Consider the following 17701-nt stretch of genomic DNA (forward strand, 5'->3'; position numbering starts at 1 on the left):
GTTCTTGAGGGTAGGGGATTTCTTTGGGTCGTACTGGGGATATGACGCCGTCTTTGCGTTGGCGGTTGGGTGTTGCTGGTGGGGTGGCGCTCGTTGTGCTGCTTGTTGACCAGTTGACCAAGCTTGCGGTTCGTGCCGTGGGCGATGCACTGCATGTGACCGTCATCCCCGGCGTGATCGACTTCCTGTTTGTCCGCAATATCGGCGCTGCCTTTAGCATGGGCGAGGGGCATGGCATCGCGTTTGCCGTGCTGGCGCTGGCGGTCATTGTCGCTATTGCCGTGTACCTCATTCGTGCACCCCAGCTCGCCCATCTTGAGGTTGTGGGCATGGCGATGGTTGCGGGCGGTGCTATCGGCAACGCTATCGATCGTTTGGCCTTTGGCTTCGTGACCGATTTTATTGCCACCACCTTCATCGACTTCCCCGTCTTCAATGTGGCCGATATCGGCATTACCTTGGGCGTCGTGCTCGCCCTCTTCGGATACATGTTCTTGAGCCCCGCGGCCCGCGAGGTTGATGCGACTGCCGAGCTCAATGCCCGTGATGAGGCCCGCGCTAAGCGCAAGGCCAAGCAGCGTGGGGAGCGTGCCCGCAAGATTCGCGAAAGGAATGAGCGTTAATGGCCGACATCCATATTCTTGTTGCCGACGATTCCGCTGGTCAGCGTCTTGACGCCTATTTGGGCGCCAACGATGGCTGTCCCACGCGCTCTGCCTGCGCGCATCTGATCGAGGGAGGCGCCGTTGCCGTCAACGGTGAGACTTGTCTCTCTAAAAAGTGCGCCGTACGCGCCGGCGATCGCATCTCGGTCGACTTGCCCGAGCCGCACGACCCGACCGACGTGATTCCCGAGGCCATTCCCCTCGATATCCGCTACGAGGACGACTACCTTATCGTGCTCTCCAAGCAGCGTGGCCTGGTGTGCCATCCCGCCCGCGGCCACGAGAGCGGCACGCTTGCGAACGCCTTGGTCTACCACTGCGGTATCGATCATCTTGGTACCGTGCAGGGTGAGGACCGCCCCGGCATCGTGCATCGCCTGGATCGCGATACCTCGGGCCTTATGCTCGCGGCAAAAGACGACGACACCCAGCGCGCGCTTCAAAATCTCATTCGCACGCGTACGCTCGACCGCCGCTATATCACGCTTGTCCACGGGCACATCGCCATGGACGAGGGCACCATCAATACCGGTATCGCCCGTTCTACGCGCGACCGCGTCAAGATGGCGGTTTCGGACGACCCCTTTGCCCGTCAGGCCATTACGACCTTTAAAGTCCTCGAGCGCTTTGATTCCACGCGCTTTGACGATGGTTATACGCTCGTTGAGTGCCATCTGTTTACCGGTCGCACGCACCAGATTCGCGTGCATATGCGTCATATCAACCACGCCTGCGTGGGCGATCCACTCTACGGCAAGTGCGATGCGCGCGCCGACCAGGGCCTGACTAGGCAGTTCCTTCATTCCTGGCGCGTGGCGTTCGACCATCCCGTGACGGGGGAGCGCATTGAGTGCCGCGACGAGTTGCCGTGGGATCTCGCTGCGGTTCTCGACGATCTGGCTCCGCGCTCGCTTGGCCGCACCGCCGCCGGCGACGACATCGTCCCGCAGCTTGGCCTTCTCGAAGCCTAGCCGGTATTAGGTGGTTTCTTGAACTCGGTAAGCCTGCGGTATGATATACGGTTGTTTACGTAACGCGTTCTCGGGAGCCTGCATGCTCGCCTTTTTACAAAATAACACGCCCATCGTGATCTTTAACCAGATTGTGGTTACGCTGCTCACGGTCTGCTTTCTGTACCAGGTGGTCTTCTTTGTCATTGGCGCTCTTCGTGGCGAGGTCGCGCCTCCCAAGGCCAAAAAACTCCATCGCTATGCCTTTTTTATCGCGGCGCATAATGAGGAGGCCGTGATCGCCAACCTCGTTCGCTCCATCAAGGACCAGGATTATCCGTCCGAGCTCATCGAGGTTTTCGTGGTCGCCGATGCCTGCACCGACAACACGGCGCAGCTCGCGCGCGAGGCCGGTGCCATTGTTTACGAGCGCAATGACCTGGCCCGCAAGGGCAAGAGCTGGGTCATGGACTTTGGCTTCGACCGCATTCTCAACGAGTATCCCGACACGTTTGAGGGCTACTTTATCTTCGATGCCGATAACGTTATCTCCCGCGATTACGTTTCCAAGATGAATGATGCCTTTGACCAGGGCTTCCATGTGGTCACGAGCTATCGCAATTCCAAGAACTTCGGCAGCTCGTGGATCTCGGCTGCTAATGCCACGTGGTATCTACGCGAGGCGCGCTTCCTCAACAACGCGCGTAATATCTGCAAGACGTGCTGCGCTGTTTCGGGTTCGGGCTACCTCATCTCCGCCAGCGTTATCGAGGGCATGCACGGTTGGCAGTTCCACACGCTGACCGAGGACATTCAGTTCACCACGTTCTGCGCCATTCACGGCATTCGCATTGGCTATGCGCCGGCGGAGTTCTTTGACGAACAACCCGTGACGTTTAAGGCGTCCTGGAAACAGCGCATGCGTTGGACCAAGGGCTTCTACCAGGTGTTCTTTACTTACGGTAAGCACCTGGTCAAGTCGATCTTCCGCTACCATCGCTTTGCCGCCTACGACATGTTCATGACGATCGCCCCGGGTATGCTGCTGTCGCTCATCTCGATGCTCGCCAATGCGACGTTCCTGATCGTGGGTGGACTCTCGCACGGCTTTTTGGCTACCGAAGTCGAGATGCAGGCCTGTGCCGCTTCGCTCATTATGACCTTCGCCATGATGTATCTGACTTTCTTTATCCTGGCGCTGCTCACGACTATCTTTGAGTACAAGCACATTCACTGCGCGCAAAAGTGGCGTCTGGTGACTAACCTGTTTACCTTCCCGATCTTTATGTTCAGCTATATCCCCATCACGGTGGCCGCGCTGTTCCTGAAGGTCGACTGGGTCCCGACGCAGCACGCCGTCAGCGTTACCCTTGACGAGGTCATGCAAGGCGCCAAATAACCACCACCAAAACCACCGCAAAGGGGACAGGCACCTTTGTGGTGGTTTTTGCTTTTGAGCAGCTGCTCAAGGAGGTTTTCGATGATCTATATCCCGTTTTGGATTTGCATCTTTGCCGGCGCGTGGATTGATGCCCGTGAGCGGCGGTTTCCCAATGAGCTTGCCGGCGCATGTGCCGTGGCGGCGTTAGCAGGCGTTTGGCTCGACAGGGGCGTTAACACTGCACTTGATCATGCCGGTCTTGCGGTCATCGTCTACCTTGGCCTTGTGCTTACCGAGTCGCTCTGGCGTAGAGTTCGCCACGCTCCTGGCATTGGCATGGGGGACGTCAAGGCACTCTTTGCCCTTTGTACCTTCGATCCCCTGGGCGGCGTTGTCGCGTTTGCGGTTGCGCTCCTGACCCTTGCCGTCGCTTGCCTCATCGCAAAATCGCGCTCCCTGCCATTGCTCCCGTTTTTAGTGCCGATTTTTGCCATAATCGAGGTCGTGGGCTGCACTTTGTAACCGATTGCGCATCCTTTTTAAGGAGCATGCCATGGAATCTAATCAAGAAACGGCCGTCATTAAGGCGCGCATGGACCGTATTCCCTCGGCGTTGTCGCCCGAGCTTGTCGAGCGCATTGCCGCCGATCGTGCTTCGGGCTATGTCAACCCGTATCGTTGCAACGATGATCAGGTCATTCGTCGTATTGATCGCGCCGCCGACAAAGGCACGCTTATGCGTCCGGCGTTTATGCGCGATACCGAAAAGATACTTCATCTTCCGGCGTACACCCGTTATGCAGGCAAAACGCAGGTTTTTAGCTTCCGTAGCAATGACGATCTGTCACGCCGCGGTTTGCACGTGCAGCTCGTCTCCCGCATTGCGCGCGATATCGGTCGCGCCCTGGGGCTCAATTGCGATCTGATCGAGGCGATTGGCCTGGGTCACGACTTGGGACACACGCCTTTCGGCCATGCCGGCGAGCGCTTCCTCAACGATATCTATCATGAGCGTACGGGGCGTTATTTTTTCCATAACGTGCAGTCGGTTCGCGTGCTCGACGCGTTGTATGGCCGCAACGTGTCGCTCCAGACGCTCGACGGCGTGCTATGCCATAACGGCGAGTACGAGCAGCGTGTGTTTGAGCTCTCGGACATGGGCTCCTTTGACCAGTTTGACCAGACGGTTGAGGATTGCATTGCCACGGGCTATAGCGCAATTGAGCATCTGCGCCCCATGACGCTCGAGGGCTGCGTCGTTCGCATCTCGGATATTCTTGCCTACGTCGGTCGTGACCGTCAGGATGCGATCGCGGCGGGCCTGCTTTCGCCCGACGCTTTTGATGATGGCCGGGGCGGTGCCTACAACAGTTGGATCCTCACGCATGCCTCCATCGATATCGTTGAGCACAGCTATGGTAAGCCGCGCATCGAGATGAGCGAGGACCTGTTTGAGGAAATTCGCCGAGCCAAGCGCGAGAACTACGAGAAGATCTATAGCAAGGGCGGTATCGAAGGCGATTCCGAGGCGGAGCTGCGCGAGGCGTTCGTAAAGCTCTACGACCGTTGCCTGCGGGATCTTAACAGTGGCGACGAGTCCTCTTACATCTTTAAGCACCATATTTCGCGCATTGAGCAGCAGCTTTCCTACTATGATCGCACCTATGCCTGGCAGGACGACAAGGATCAAGCCGTGGTGGATTATATCGCGAGCATGACGGACGGTTATTTCTGCGAGCTGACGAGCAAGCTGTCCCCTGGTCTGGAGTTTCCGCACCGTACCTATATTAACGAACGGTAGTTCGTATTAATTCGGTATACTGTTAGTGGAAAACGTTTTTGATTGATACACGGGATGGCTATGGACGACCTTTTTTCTGCTTCGACGCGCGAGCGTTCCTTTCAGAATGCGCCGCTTGCGGTGCGCATGCGCCCCAATTCGCTCGACGAGTACGTGGGCCAGCAAAAGGCCGTCGGTAAGGGTTCATGGCTGCGTGCCGCGATCGAGCACGACGTGCTTTCGAGCGTGATTCTGTACGGGCCTGCCGGTACGGGCAAGACGACGCTGGCCCACATTATCGCCAACCATACCAAGAGCGAGTTTGTTGAGGTCAGCGCCGTCACGGGTACCGTGAAGGACCTGCGTCGTGTGATTGATGAGGCCAAGACGCGCCTGAATACGTACGACCGCCGCACCATTCTATTCATCGATGAGATTCACCGCTTCTCTAAGTCGCAGCAGGATGCCCTGCTGCATGCAGTTGAGAACCGTACCGTCATTATGATTGGCGCTACGACAGAGAACCCGTACTTTGAGGTCAACTCGGCACTGTTGTCGCGCGGGCGCGTCGTGGAGCTTGAGCATCTGAAGGATGAGGATATCGCCACGCTTATTGAACGTGCACTTGAGGCACCGCAGGGCTTGAACGGTAAGTTCTCGGCCGATGAGGATGCGGTCAAGACCATCTGCACGCTGGCAGCGGGTGACGCTCGCTCGGCGCTCACGACGCTCGAGCTTGCGAGCGAGATTGCCGTCACGCGTCCCGATACCGAGGGAACGCCAGCGCCGGCGGCGGGGGAGCGCTATCCCATCACCGTGGATGACGTGAAGATCGCCAACCCGCGTCGCGGCTTTACGTATGACAAAAACGGCGACATGCACTACGACGTTATCAGTGCGTTTATCAAGTCCATGCGTGGCAGCGATCCAGATGCCACCGTCTATTGGCTTGCCCGAATGATCGATGCGGGGGAGGATCCTAAGTTTATCGCCCGTCGCATTATGATTCATGCTTCTGAGGACGTCGGCAACGCCGATCCGCAGGCGCTTTTGGTGGCACATGCCGCGTTTAAGTCTGCCGAGGTCATTGGCTATCCCGAGTGCCGTATTAACCTCGCGCAGGCTGCGCTCTATGTTTGTTTGGCGCCTAAGTCCAATGCCTGTGAGGCGTCCATTGATGCGGCACTGGCCGATATCCATTCTAGTGGCCTTCGTGAGGTGCCGAGTTATCTGCGCGATCGCCATCGCCCAGGCAGCGACGACTACGGTGTGTATAAATACCCGCACGATTATCCCGAAGGCTGGGTCGATCAGCGCTATTTGCCCGAGGGGCTGGAGCGCGGTGCGTTCTGGCAGCCTGCCGGGCGCGGCTGGGAAGAGTGGCGCGTGGAGCAAAGCGAACGCGACCGCAGCGGGAATGCACCGAAGTAGCTGCTGATAATTTTGTCCCACGTTGCTGCTCTTGGCATGTTCGGTCCCCTTTGGGGTACCATGAAAAGCGTCTGTATTTCGATTCTTCCGGGAGGCTTGTATGAGTCCCATTCAAATCGCCCTGCTGTTGCTCGCCGTTGCCGGCGTGTGGGCCATCGCTGAGCTCGCGCTTACCCTGCGCAAGACCCGCAATGTTGTCGACTCGCTCGATAAGACCGTGAACGACCTCAACAACACCATCGCCGAGGCTCAGCCTGTGGTGGCAAAGCTCGATGGCGCTGTCGATGAGCTTACGCCGGCGCTTGCCCTGATGGAGCCGCTGCTTAAGTCGAGCAAGACCGCGGTCGATGCCCTTACCTCCAATCTCGTAGAGGTCGAAGCCGTGGTTCGCGACATTTCCGAGGTTACGGGCAGCATGGCCGAGGCCAGCAATGCTGTGTCGAGCGTGACCGACTCTGCCGCCGGTGCTGTGCAGAAGCTCTTCAATAAGGTGAAGGCTCCTGCAGCCGACGCAGATCGCAAGCTCGCCGCTGCCGCTGCGGAGGCCGAGCAGCCTACCGAGCGCGTCCTAATTGGCGAGGACGAGGCCGCCGCGGGCGACGATGATGGTCAGAAGTCTGTATCCAAGCCGGCTCAGTATTACACCTATACGCCCGCCGAGACCTCTGAGGAGTCCTGCGATGAGTAGCGAAGCAACCTGCCCTATCACGCTGACCGTTGCCGGTGACCCGCGTCTCGCTCGCCTTGTGCGCATGACGGCAGCCAACGTTGGTGCCCTGTGCTCTATGTCTGTCGATCGCATCGAGGACATCCGCATGGCTGCTGAGGAGGCTTTCATCTTTGGTTGCACCGCGGTCGACTGCGATGACATCACCATCAAATTCGATGTCGATGAGACCCACGTTGGCATGACTATTACCTTTGGCGACCAGGCTACGGTCGATGAAGACGACCAGGCTGCGGTGTATGCCGAGCTCATCCTCGCGAGCGTGTGCGACTCCTACGAAAAGACTACGGCGCCCCTGACGCTTTCCCTCGACCTCAAGGCGGATATCTAATATGACCGAACGTTCCCGGAGCGGCAAGACCGCTTGGGACAAGGAGAAAACCCGCGAGCTGTTTCGTCGTTACAAGGAGACCGGTGATCCGGACGCCCGTGAGCAGCTCGTCATGTCCCATATGAACCTGGTAAGGTTTCTTGCCAACAAATTTAAGAATCGCGGCGAGCCGCTCGACGACCTCATGCAGGTCGGCTATCTGGGCTTGCTCAAGGCTATCGACCGTTTTGATCCCGAGCGCGGACTCGAGTTCACGACGTTTGCGACACCCACTATCCTGGGCGAGATCAAACGCCATTTTCGCGACAAGGGCTGGAGTGTGCGCGTACCGCGTCGTCTGCAGGAGCTCTCGGCCAAGGTCAACCAGGCTACTGACAAACTTACCAACGAGCTGCAGCGTTCGCCCAAGGTTGAGGAGATCGCTGAGTATCTAGATGTGACTGTCGATGAGGTGCTGGAGGCCATGGAATCGTCTTCGGCCTATACCTCGGTGCCCATTGAGGCTCCTGGTGCGTCCGATTCCGACGATGCCCCCTCGATTCTCGACCGTTACGCCGACGACGACAACGAGCTCGACTTTACCGATGACCGCCTAGTGATCGAGGAAGCCATCCGTGATTTCTCGCCGCGCGAGCGCGAGGTGATCGAGCTGCGCTTTGTGAAGGGCATGACCCAGATCGAGATCGCCAAGAAGCTGGGTATTTCTCAGGTGCAGGTTTCGCGTCTGCTGCGCCGCACGCTTAAGAAGATTCAGGACAAGATCGACCCCGACGGAGTGATGATTCGTTCATGAGTGAGCACCCCCAACAAACCGATCGCGTGCTGCGCGACACCCGCATTCTGACGCTGCGCATTTGGGCTGTTGTCGGCTGCATTGTTATTGCTGCTGTCATCTTTAACCTTATGGGCATCCTGGCACCGGTTATTGAGTTTCTTGCCGTCGGCTCCATCATTGCTTTTGTGATGTCCCCGATCACCAACTGGCTCGAGCACCATGGCGTGAATCGCGGCATCGGTTCGCTTATCGCGCTTATTGTTGTTGTTGCCGTGCTCGTCGGTGTCGTTTGCATCTTGTCGCCGATTCTCTTTGGTCAGATCATGGAAGTCCTGAGCCGTCTGCCCGAGCAGCTTCGTGTTGCGGGTGGCGATCTCAACGAGATGATTTCGCATGCCAAGACGCTCAACAACACGCCGCTCAAGGAGTATTTGGACGATAATCTTTCGTCGCTTGTTACTGTGGCATCAAAGTACGTGTCTCAGATCGCTGCCGAGCTTGGCCGCGGTGTGTTCCCGCTCATCACCAATACGGCCTCGCAGTTGTTCGTGATCTTCCTTGGTCTGGTGCTTGCGTACTGGATGGCCTGCGACTACCCTCGCATGCACCACGAGATTTGCACCATCATCGGTCAGGAGAAGGAGACCTCGTACCGCTTTATGGTCGCCATCCTTTCTCGCTCTGTCGGCGGCTACATGCGCGGTATGGTCGTGACGTCCATCTGCGGTGGTTTCCTCGCCTTTATCGGTTTTATGATCATCGGCCATCCGTATGCGGCGCTCATGGCTATCTTTACCGGCATCATGCATTTGGTTCCAGTCGTCGGTCCTTGGGTGAGCGCAGCAATCGCCACAGTGCTCGGTTTCATGTTCAGCCCCATGTTGGCGTTATGGACGCTCGTCGTGACGATGGTCGCGCAAAACGTCACCGATAACGTGATTTCGCCTAAGGTTATGCAGAGCTCGGTGCAGGTGCATCCCATCATGAGCCTCACGGCGCTCGTTATTGGCTCGGCACTCATGGGCCCCATCGGCATGATTATTGCCATCCCGCTTTGTGCGGCCCTCAAAGGTATCTTCGTGTTCTACTTCGAGAATGAGACCGGCCGCCAGCTTGTGGCCTATGACGGCGCCGTGTTTAAGGGCACACCGTACCGCGATGCCGATGGCAACCCGGTCGCCGCCTACGACGCGCTCGGCGACGACACCTTCATTTACGAGTCCGAGCTCATCGGCAACGAGACTGCGCCCGAGGCCCAAGCGATGCCTAAGCCCGAGTTCGATAATCCTTGGATCAAGCTCTCGGGCTTGCAACCCGATGCCACGGGCTTCTTCAAGAATCCCTTCGCCAAGGACGATGACTCCAACTCGGACGACACCAAAACCGGCATCGATGGCTCCATGGACGATGACGACAACTAGCGGGGTAATTCGGGTTAACATTCATACGCACTAACATGCAATTTCGCTGAAGGGCCGGCATTGTGCCGGCCCTCTTTTTTGCACTTGCGCGGTGGGATGGTAATATCGTTACGTTTGAACTGTTTCGATGTGAAACCGAGGAGATTCCCTCTATGAGTGCTGACTACCCGTCAATGACTACGGCCGAGATTCGCTCCAAGTTCCTCAACTTCTTTGAGGAGCGCGGTCTTAAGCTCTATCCTTCTTCGTCCCTCGTCCCCGACGATCCTTCGCTGCTGCTTGCCAACGCCGGCATGAACCAGTTTAAGGAGTACTACCAGGGCAAGAAGACCATGAAGGAGATTGGCGCGATCTCCTGCCAGAAGTGCGTCCGCACCAACGACATCGACTGCATCGGCGAGGACGGCCGTCACCTGTCGTTCTTTGAGATGCTCGGCGATTTCTCTTTTGGCGGCGTCTCCAAGGAGCAGGCTTGCGCCTGGGCCTTTGAGCTCATCACCAAGGAGTTCAAGCTGCCGCTCGACCGCCTGTACTTTACCGTCTTTACCGAGGACGATGAGACCCATGACGTGTGGCGCTCCCTGGGCGTTGCCGAGGACCACATCTCCCGCTTGGGCGAGGACGACAACTTCTGGGCCGCTGGCCCCACCGGCCCCTGCGGTCCGTGCTCCGAGATCTACTTTGACATGGGCGAGGAGGTCGGTTGCGGCAGCCCCGACTGCAAGCCCGGCTGCGACTGTGACCGCTTCCTTGAGTTCTGGAACCTCGTGTTTACCCAGTACGACCGCCAGGAGGACGGCTCCATGCCGGAGCTGCCACACCGTAACCTCGATACGGGCATGGGTCTGGAGCGCATGGCCGCCATCATGCAGCACAAGACCGCCAACTACGACGGCGATCTGATGCAGCACCTCATCAAGCTGGGCGAGAAGATTAGCGGCAAGACCTATGACGCCGACGATTACTCCGGCGCCAGCCGCTCCCTGCGCATCATCGCCGACCACTCCCGTGCCGTCGACTTTATGATTTCGGATGGCATCCTCCCCGGTAACGAGGGTCGCGAGTACGTCCTTCGCCGTCTGCTCCGCCGTGCCGTGTTCCACGGTCGCCTGCTGGGTATCGAGGGTGCCTTCCTGACCAAGTTCATCGACGAGGTCAACGCTCAGATGGGCGAGGCCTATCCCGAGCTGCTCAAGAACGTCGCGCTCGTCAAGGGTATCGTCGCCTCCGAGGAGGAGCGCTTCTCCACGACGCTCGACAACGGCCGCGTCTACCTGGACGAGGCCCTGGCAGCGCTTGCCGAGGGTGCTGTGCTTCCGGGCGATGTTGCCTTTAAGCTGCACGACACCTTTGGTTTCCCCATCGACCTGACCGTCGAGATCGCCGGCACCGCTGGCCACGACGTCGACATGGACGGCTTCACTGCCTGCATGGAGGACCAGAAGGCCCGCGCCCGCGCCAATGCCAAGGGCGACGCCTGGGGCAGCTTCAACGACGTGTGGGTCGAGCTTTCCGACAAGGTCGCCGCGACTGAGTTCGACGGCTATGACAACGACGTGATCGAGGGCGCCAAGGTTCTCGCCATCGTACGCAACGGCGAGTCCCTCGAGTCCGCCGCCGCGGGCGAGGATGTCGAGGTTGTGCTCGACCGCACCCCGTTCTACGCCGAGATGGGCGGCCAGCAGGGCGATGCCGGCAAGCTTTCCGCCGAGGGCGTTGTGCTGACCGTTGCCGACACCAAGAACCACAACGGCCTGTATGCCCACGTCGCCCACGTTACCGATGGCACGCTGACCGTCGGTGCTACCGTGACCGCCGCGCTCGACGCTGAGCGCCGTGGCTTCCTGCGCCGCAACCACACCGCCACGCACCTGCTCGACGCCGCCCTTAAGCAGGTCCTGGGCGAGCATGTCTCCCAGGCCGGTTCGCTGGTGACGCCCGAGCACCTGCGCTTTGACTTCACGCACTTCGAGGCCCTGTCCTCCGAGCAGCTCAAGGCTGTCGAGGACCTGGTCAACCAGCAGATCTTCGCTTCCAAGCCGGTTGTGACCCGTGTCATGGGCATTGACGAGGCTAAGGCTGCCGGCGCTGTCGCTCTGTTTGGAGAGAAGTACGGCGATGTTGTCCGCGTCGTCTCCGTGGGCGCCGAGGACCAGCCGTTCTCCCGCGAGCTCTGTGGTGGCACTCATGCCGCCAATACCGCCGAGATTGGCCTGTTCAAGATCATTTCTGAGTCCTCCACGGGCTCCAATGTCCGCCGTATCGAGGCCGTGACCTCTAAGGGTGCCCTCGACTATATGGGCGACCGCCTGGCGCTCGTTGACGCCGCCGCCGCTGCGCTCAAGTGCCGCGTCGACGAGGTTCCCGCCCGCGTGGAGAACCTGCAGGCCGAGCTGCGCGAGACGTCCAACAAGCTCAAGAAGGCGCTCACTGGTGGCTCCTCCGATGCGATCTCCAGCGCCATCGAGGGTGCTGTCGAGCTGAATGGCTACAAGCTTGCTGTTGCTGAGCTTCAGGGTCTCGAGGCCGCTGACCTGCGCAACGTTTGGGATACCGTGCACCAGAAGGTCGCCGGCCCTGTCGCTTGTGTCGTCGCCAGCGTGACTGAGAAGGGCACTCCGGCCCTGCTCGCTGCCGGCTCCGATGACGCCGTCAAGGCCGGTTTCCACGCCGGTAACGTGATCAAGCAGATCGCGGGTCTGGTCGACGGTCGCGGTGGCGGTCGTCCCAACATGGCCCAGGCCGGTGGCAAGAATGCTGCCGGCATCGCCGATGCCCTCGCGGCCGCCAAGACCGCGCTCGGCGCCTAAGAATCTAAGAAGTCGCTGTGGTTGCGCTCGCGCTGGACATAGGGGAGACCAGGATTGGCATCGCCGTCTCGAGCCGTGATGGCAAGATGGCGATGCCTGTCAAGGTGCTTCCGGCTGCCGAGGTCACCGGTATGGCCAAGACGTTCCGCTACCTGGTTGAGGACTATGAGCCCGACATCCTGGTAAGCGGACGTCCCCTGACCATGGCCGGTGAGCCCGGCCCTCAGGCCGTGCGCGTTGCCGCTGTGGCGCAAAAGATTGCCGACGAGCTCGATCTTCCGTTGGAGTTTGAGGACGAGCGTCTGTCCTCGCAAGAGGCCAAGCGTATCCTGCGCGAGCAGGGACTCAACGAAAAGCAGATGAGGGGCAAGATCGACATGATTGCCGCCAGCCTGTTTTTGCAGACGTGGCTCGATCGTAAAAACGAGGAGGTTTCGCATGCCTAGTGCTTCCGATCCGCGCCAGCCGAATCGTACACAGCAGCCGGCGTCGCGCCCTGCCCAGCCTGGCCAGCGTCCGGCACAGCCGACGCAGCGCGCAGCTCAGCCTGCCGCGCGCCCGGCGCAGTCCTTCTCTCGTTCGGCCCAACCTGTTCAACGGACGGGTCAGCAGCCTTCTGCTCGTTCGGTTCAGCATTCGGCTTCTCACGCGGTTCAGCAGCCCACTGCTCGTACGGCCCAGCCTGCAGGCGGCACCCGCTTTAAGCAGCAGGCACCTACCCAGCGAACGCAGGCCCCCCAATTGCATTCGCATCACGCTCGTGGTTCGCATGGCGTTGCTCCGGCGACCCGCTCGAGCTACAACACGCATGCTCGTCGCGGTGCTCAAAAGAAAAGCTACCCGGTGCCTATGATTATCGGTGGCGTTGTTGCCGTGCTTGCGCTTGTCGCGATCGTTTTCTTTGTCGTGCCAGCCGTCAAGGGCTTCTTTGGCGGTGAGGGTGCGAAAGTCGTTGCAGGCCAGCAGGTTACTATCACGATTCCCGATGGTGCCTCGGGTGACAGCATCGCTTCGATTCTCTCCGAGAACCATATCGTAGAAAATCCCAAGGATTACTATGCGGCGGTGAAAAAGCTCAACGCCGATATGTCGCTCAAGCCTGGTGATTATTCGTTCACCACACTCATGGATGCGACCAAGGTTGTTCAGCAGCTCATGGAAGGCCCCAACGCGGGCTCCAATACGCTGACTATCCCTGAGGGCCTGACGGTCGATCAAGTCGCCGACCGTGTGGCCCAGGCCTACGACAGCATCTCTAAGGAAGACTTCCTCAACCAGGCCAAGGCCTCCAACTACGTGGACGACTATAGCTTCCTTAAGGGCGCCGCCAACGATTCGCTCGAGGGTTTCTTGTTCCCCAAGACCTATTCGCTGGGCGATTCGCCGACGGCCGATGACGTGATTCGCGCTATGCTCGATCAGTTTAAGACCGAGTACAAGTCGCTTGACTTTGCGAGCTGCGAAGCCAAGATCAAGGAACGCTACGGTGTGGAGATGTCCGACTACGACATCGTCAACTTGGCCTCTATCGTTGAGCGCGAGGGCCTCAACGCCGATCAACGTGCGCATGTGGCCTCGGTTTTCTACAACCGTCTTGCCGGCAAGCTCGATGGCCTGCGCTATCTCAATAGCGATGCGACTATGATGTATGTCACCGGTGGCGAGGTTACCGCCGACGACCTGCAGAGCGATAGTCCGTATAACACCTATAAGCATGAGGGTCTGCCACCCACGCCCATCTGCTCTCCGTCGCTCGAGGCACTCAAGGCCACGCTTGAGCCGACCGACTCCGATGACCTGTATTTCTACATTACGCAGGACGAGGAGTACTTCTCGCAAACCTACGAAGAGCATCAACAGTCTTGGAATTAGCATGAGGATTTTTAGCCCCAAACGTTACGTTGCCTCGGTCGATCGCATCGACCTTAATACCCTGTGGGCCGACGGCAAACGCGCCATTCTGCTCGATCGCGATAACACCCTGGTGCCGCGCGACACCGAGCAGGTTCCCGCCGCGGTTTCCGCTTGGCTCGATGCCGCCCGCGCCAAAGGCTTTAAGCTGTGCATGGTGTCCAACAACTGGCATCGCGACCAGGTCATGAGCTCTGCACGCGAGCTGGGACTCGAGGCCATCAGCCACGCCATGAAGCCGGCGCCGTTTGCCCTCAAGGTGGGTCTTAAGCGTCTCGGCGCCACGGCCGACGAGGCGGTGCTGATCGGTGATCAGCTCTACACGGACGTGTGGAGCGGCAACTTCGCCGGCGTCGATACCATCCTGGTAAAGCCGCAGGCGACGCAGGACCTGTGGTATACGCAGATCTTCCGTATCTTTGAGCGCCGGGCCCTTCGTGACCTTCCCTGCGAGGAATAGGTCTCGTCATGTCCCAGCACACCAAACACGGCTGCGACCATATCTTCTTTATCGGCTTTTTGGGCGCGGGCAAATCGACGCTCGCGCGCAACGTCGGCACCATGTTCAAGCGGCGTTTTATCGATACCGACCGCCTGGTCGTGCGTCGTTGCGGCAAGTCGGTAACCGAGATTTTTGAGACCGAGGGCGAGGATCGTTTTCGTGAGCTCGAGACCTCGGCACTCCGTTCGCTCCAAAGCGAGCGCAGCCTGTTGGTTTCGTGCGGGGGCGGTATCGTCGAGACGCCGGTGAATATTGAGCTGATGCACGAAATGGGTACGTGCGTGTACCTCGAGGGCGACTTCGAGGATTCGATTCGCCAGATTCGTCGGTCCGACACGCGCCCCGATTTCCGTTCGCCCGAGCATGCTGCGCGCCTGTTTGAGCATCGCCGTCCGCTGTATCGCCAGGCCGCTGACCTTACCCTTGATATTCGCAACAAGTCCTTCGAGGACGTTTCCTACCTTTGTGCCGAGATGCTTTTGGAGCGTGGACTGCTATGATTCGCCGTCAACTGATCAATTTCCAAAACCGCAGCGTCGATGTCCGCGTCGGATTGGGCGCGTTCGATGAGCTGTCGCGCATGTTTGCCTCGGCTGTGGGCAAGCCTAAGCGCGCGATGGTGGTTTGGAACTCCGCCACATCCGAGCGTTTTGGTGAGGTCGTCGAGCATGCGCTGGTCGACGCCGGTTTTGTCGTGTCGCCGCTAGTCCTCGAGGTTTCGCCTGCTGGTGCCACGCTGGTCGATGCCGATACCGTCTTTGGCGCCCTGTCGGCTAACGGCATTACCTGCGACGATCTCGTTGTCGCTGTCGGCGATACAGCGACCTGCTCGGTCGTTTGTTGGTGTGCCAATCAGTGGTGCGGTCGCACCGAGTGCGCCTTGCTGCCGACGACGTTCGACGCCATGCTCACGGTCGCGACGACCATGAAGCCGCTCGTCGCCTCGTCGGCGAATGCGCTTCCCGCTATCGCGTTCCGTCCCGAACCGGGCTTGGTCGTGTGTGACCTCGACCTTGTTCGCGAGGCGGACCCCGAGGACCTTAAGCTCGGCTATGTGGTACTTGTTGGCACCATGCTTTCGAGTAGCAAGTCCCGCTGGAATCAGTTTACTGAGACCGTCCCCGAGATTCTCGCGGGCGAGGAGGTCGCGCTCGTTAATGCCGTTCAATGGTCTCAGACTGCCCGTAAGGACGTACTGATGGCCACGAACCCGAGCGCCCGCCATGCGCTCGATTTTGGCAAGACGGGGGAGCGCACCCTGCGCGCCTGCTTGGGCGATGCCGCTTCGCAGGTCCCTGCCTACCAGCTGTTGTCCGAGGGCATGCGCTTTGAGGCGCGCCTAGCACATGACGCCTGCGACTTCGATATCGATTACGTCTTTGAGGTCGATGACTGCCTGGAGGACTTTGGTATCGAGGAACTTGCCTTCGATCTGGAGCCTGCCGCATATATCGAGGAGTTCCGCAAGCAGCAGTTTGCCCGCTCGAACCGCAGTATGTTGCCGCTGCCCGCAGCACTTGGCGCCATTCGCCTAACGAGCGTTGAGGATGAGGTTCTTGAGCGCCATGCTCACGCCTACTTGGCTTCTCGCAAAGAACTTCTCTAAGATTTATTGACATCCATCGTCTTTCGTATCATGTTGAGGGACGGGTTTCCAATCGGTTGCGGTTTGCATGCGATTCCGACGTTCGGTTGAGACCCGTCCCGCACTTTTTGAGACAACAAGAAAGGAATCTGCATGTCTGAGTTTGCTGCCGGTCCTGCCGGTCGTATCGAGCGTGTCCGTGCCCTGATGGCCGAGCGTGGCTACGACGCCATCCTGGTGCGCGACGAGGCCAACCTTCGTTGGCTTACGGGCGTGAAGGGCGTCTTCGACTACACCTTCGAGTTCCCGCACGCTGCGTTTATTACGGCCGACCAGTGCCTGTTCCACACCGACTCGCGCTACCTCAACAGCTTTGAGGAGAACACGCCCGCTGGCAGCCCCTGGGTCTACGACATGGACGAGGGTACCATTCCCGGCTGGGTCGCCGGTAAGATCGCAGCCAACAAGTGCCGTGTCTGCGCTGTCGAAGACGATATGCAGATTAACTTCTACCAGGGTATTCAGCGTGGCCTGGAGGACCGTTCCGTCGCCTGCATGCTGCCGCTGATGCACGACGACATTCGCAAGATGCGCGCCATCAAGGACGCTGAGGAGATCGAGCTCATGCGCCATGCGCAGTCGATCACCGACGCCGCCTTCCAGCATATGCTCGGCTTTATTAAGCCTGGTATGACCGAGAAGCAGGTTCGCAACGAGCTCGAGAACTTTATGTTCGCCAACGGCGCCGACAGCCTTGCCTTCGGCTCCATCGTGGCGAGCGGTCCCAACACCGCCAACCCGCATGCCGTGCCGAGCGACCGCGTGATCGAGAAGGGCGACTTTGTCCTGATGGACTACGGCGCGGGATACTGCGACTACCGCTCCGACATGACTCGTACCGTCGTGATGGGCGAGCCCACCCAGGAGCAGCTCGACCTGTACGCGCTCGTGCGCCGTACGCACGAGGAGTGCGTCGCCGCCATCCATCCGGGCGTCGAGGGCAACGACATCTTCAAGCTCTCCAAGAAGATCATCGGCGATGCCGGCTATGGCGATTACTATAACCATGGCCTGGGCCACGGTGTCGGTATCGACATCCACGAGCTGCCCAACTTCAACCGCAGCAAGAACACCATCGAGGTCGGCTCGGTTATCACCATGGAGCCCGGCGTCTACCTGCCCGGCGTGGGCGGCGTACGCCTTGAGGACTACGGCGTGGTCACCGAGAACGGCTACGAGCCCTTCACCAAGACCCCGCACGACCTGCACGTCATCGATTGCTAGCCCATTTCGATAGATTTTTGGGGCGGGACGTCCGGAGCACTTCGGACGCCCCGCGTTCTCTTTTTATGCGCTCGCTGCAGGCGCCGTCTGCAAGTGTATAATCTCTATCGTATGTAATTTGGACGCTTGTGCGTTCTGCCCATAACAA

17 protein-coding genes are annotated in these 17701 nt (G+C 59.2%); all 17 read left to right on the plus strand.

Annotated elements, in window-relative coordinates; genetic code table 11:
* Positions 1–95 precede the first annotated feature (95 nt).
* The 17 genes from lspA (at position 96) to ARB25_RS05475 (ending at position 17553) form a co-directional block, all read left to right on the plus strand.
* Positions 96–623, plus strand: a complete 528-nt coding sequence (gene lspA, locus ARB25_RS05395; RefSeq protein ID WP_253276051.1) for a signal peptidase II — start codon at positions 96–98, stop codon at positions 621–623.
* Complete coding sequence (locus ARB25_RS05400) at positions 623–1636, plus strand: RluA family pseudouridine synthase (RefSeq protein WP_055286424.1); 1014 nt, start codon at positions 623–625, stop codon at positions 1634–1636. Before lspA ends, ARB25_RS05400 begins: the two co-directional genes overlap by 1 nt.
* Before the next feature lie 82 nt (positions 1637–1718).
* On the plus strand, positions 1719–3014 hold the full coding sequence (locus tag ARB25_RS05405) for a glycosyltransferase family 2 protein (RefSeq protein ID WP_055286426.1): 1296 nt from the start codon (positions 1719–1721) through the stop codon (positions 3012–3014).
* Between the two features lie 81 nt (positions 3015–3095).
* A complete protein-coding gene (locus ARB25_RS05410; RefSeq protein ID WP_055286428.1) occupies positions 3096–3518 on the plus strand; it encodes a prepilin peptidase in 423 nt (140 codons plus the stop codon).
* A gap of 31 nt (positions 3519–3549) precedes the next feature.
* Positions 3550–4797 carry a deoxyguanosinetriphosphate triphosphohydrolase family protein gene (locus ARB25_RS05415; protein ID WP_055286430.1) on the plus strand — a complete coding sequence of 416 codons (1248 nt, stop codon included), beginning with the start codon at positions 3550–3552 and terminating at the stop codon, positions 4795–4797.
* 60 nt (positions 4798–4857) lie between these two features.
* Positions 4858–6207 (plus strand): replication-associated recombination protein A, encoded by a 1350-nt coding sequence (locus ARB25_RS05420; RefSeq protein ID WP_082421882.1) that lies wholly within the window; start codon positions 4858–4860, stop codon positions 6205–6207.
* Positions 6208–6307: 100 nt separating this feature from the next.
* Positions 6308–6895, plus strand: a complete 588-nt coding sequence (locus tag ARB25_RS05425; protein ID WP_055286431.1) for a hypothetical protein — start codon at positions 6308–6310, stop codon at positions 6893–6895.
* Positions 6888–7265 (plus strand): ATP-binding protein, encoded by a 378-nt coding sequence (locus ARB25_RS05430; RefSeq protein WP_006233993.1) that lies wholly within the window; start codon positions 6888–6890, stop codon positions 7263–7265. Before ARB25_RS05425 ends, ARB25_RS05430 begins: the two co-directional genes overlap by 8 nt.
* 1 nt (position 7266) lies before the next feature.
* Positions 7267–8058 carry an RNA polymerase sigma factor SigF gene (locus ARB25_RS05435; RefSeq protein WP_022094589.1) on the plus strand — a complete coding sequence of 264 codons (792 nt, stop codon included), beginning with the start codon at positions 7267–7269 and terminating at the stop codon, positions 8056–8058.
* Positions 8055–9461: an AI-2E family transporter gene (locus tag ARB25_RS05440; RefSeq protein ID WP_055286433.1), complete on the plus strand. Its 1407-nt coding sequence runs from the start codon at positions 8055–8057 to the stop codon at positions 9459–9461. The genes ARB25_RS05435 and ARB25_RS05440 overlap by 4 nt, the downstream gene beginning before the upstream one ends.
* Before the next feature lie 152 nt (positions 9462–9613).
* The gene (gene alaS, locus ARB25_RS05445; RefSeq protein WP_055286435.1) at positions 9614–12271 is read left to right on the plus strand and encodes an alanine--tRNA ligase; all 2658 of its coding nucleotides are present in this window, start codon (positions 9614–9616) and stop codon (positions 12269–12271) included.
* A gap of 17 nt (positions 12272–12288) precedes the next feature.
* On the plus strand, positions 12289–12717 hold the full coding sequence (gene ruvX / locus ARB25_RS05450) for a Holliday junction resolvase RuvX (protein WP_055286437.1): 429 nt from the start codon (positions 12289–12291) through the stop codon (positions 12715–12717).
* The gene (mltG, locus tag ARB25_RS05455; RefSeq protein WP_253276052.1) at positions 12710–14143 is read left to right on the plus strand and encodes an endolytic transglycosylase MltG; all 1434 of its coding nucleotides are present in this window, start codon (positions 12710–12712) and stop codon (positions 14141–14143) included. The genes ruvX and mltG overlap by 8 nt, the downstream gene beginning before the upstream one ends.
* Position 14144: 1 nt before the next feature.
* Entirely contained in the window at positions 14145–14642 is a 498-nt protein-coding gene (locus tag ARB25_RS05460; protein ID WP_055286441.1) for a YqeG family HAD IIIA-type phosphatase, read from the plus strand.
* Positions 14643–14650: 8 nt separating this feature from the next.
* Positions 14651–15184 (plus strand): shikimate kinase, encoded by a 534-nt coding sequence (locus ARB25_RS05465; RefSeq protein WP_006233986.1) that lies wholly within the window; start codon positions 14651–14653, stop codon positions 15182–15184.
* The gene (locus tag ARB25_RS05470) at positions 15181–16290 is read left to right on the plus strand and encodes a hypothetical protein (RefSeq protein ID WP_055286443.1); all 1110 of its coding nucleotides are present in this window, start codon (positions 15181–15183) and stop codon (positions 16288–16290) included. Before ARB25_RS05465 ends, ARB25_RS05470 begins: the two co-directional genes overlap by 4 nt.
* Before the next feature lie 132 nt (positions 16291–16422).
* Entirely contained in the window at positions 16423–17553 is a 1131-nt protein-coding gene (locus tag ARB25_RS05475) for a M24 family metallopeptidase (protein ID WP_055286445.1), read from the plus strand.
* Positions 17554–17701 lie beyond the last annotated feature (148 nt).

The sequence above is a fragment of the Collinsella aerofaciens genome (assembly GCF_001405375.1).
Taxonomy (GTDB): domain Bacteria; phylum Actinomycetota; class Coriobacteriia; order Coriobacteriales; family Coriobacteriaceae; genus Collinsella; species Collinsella aerofaciens_F.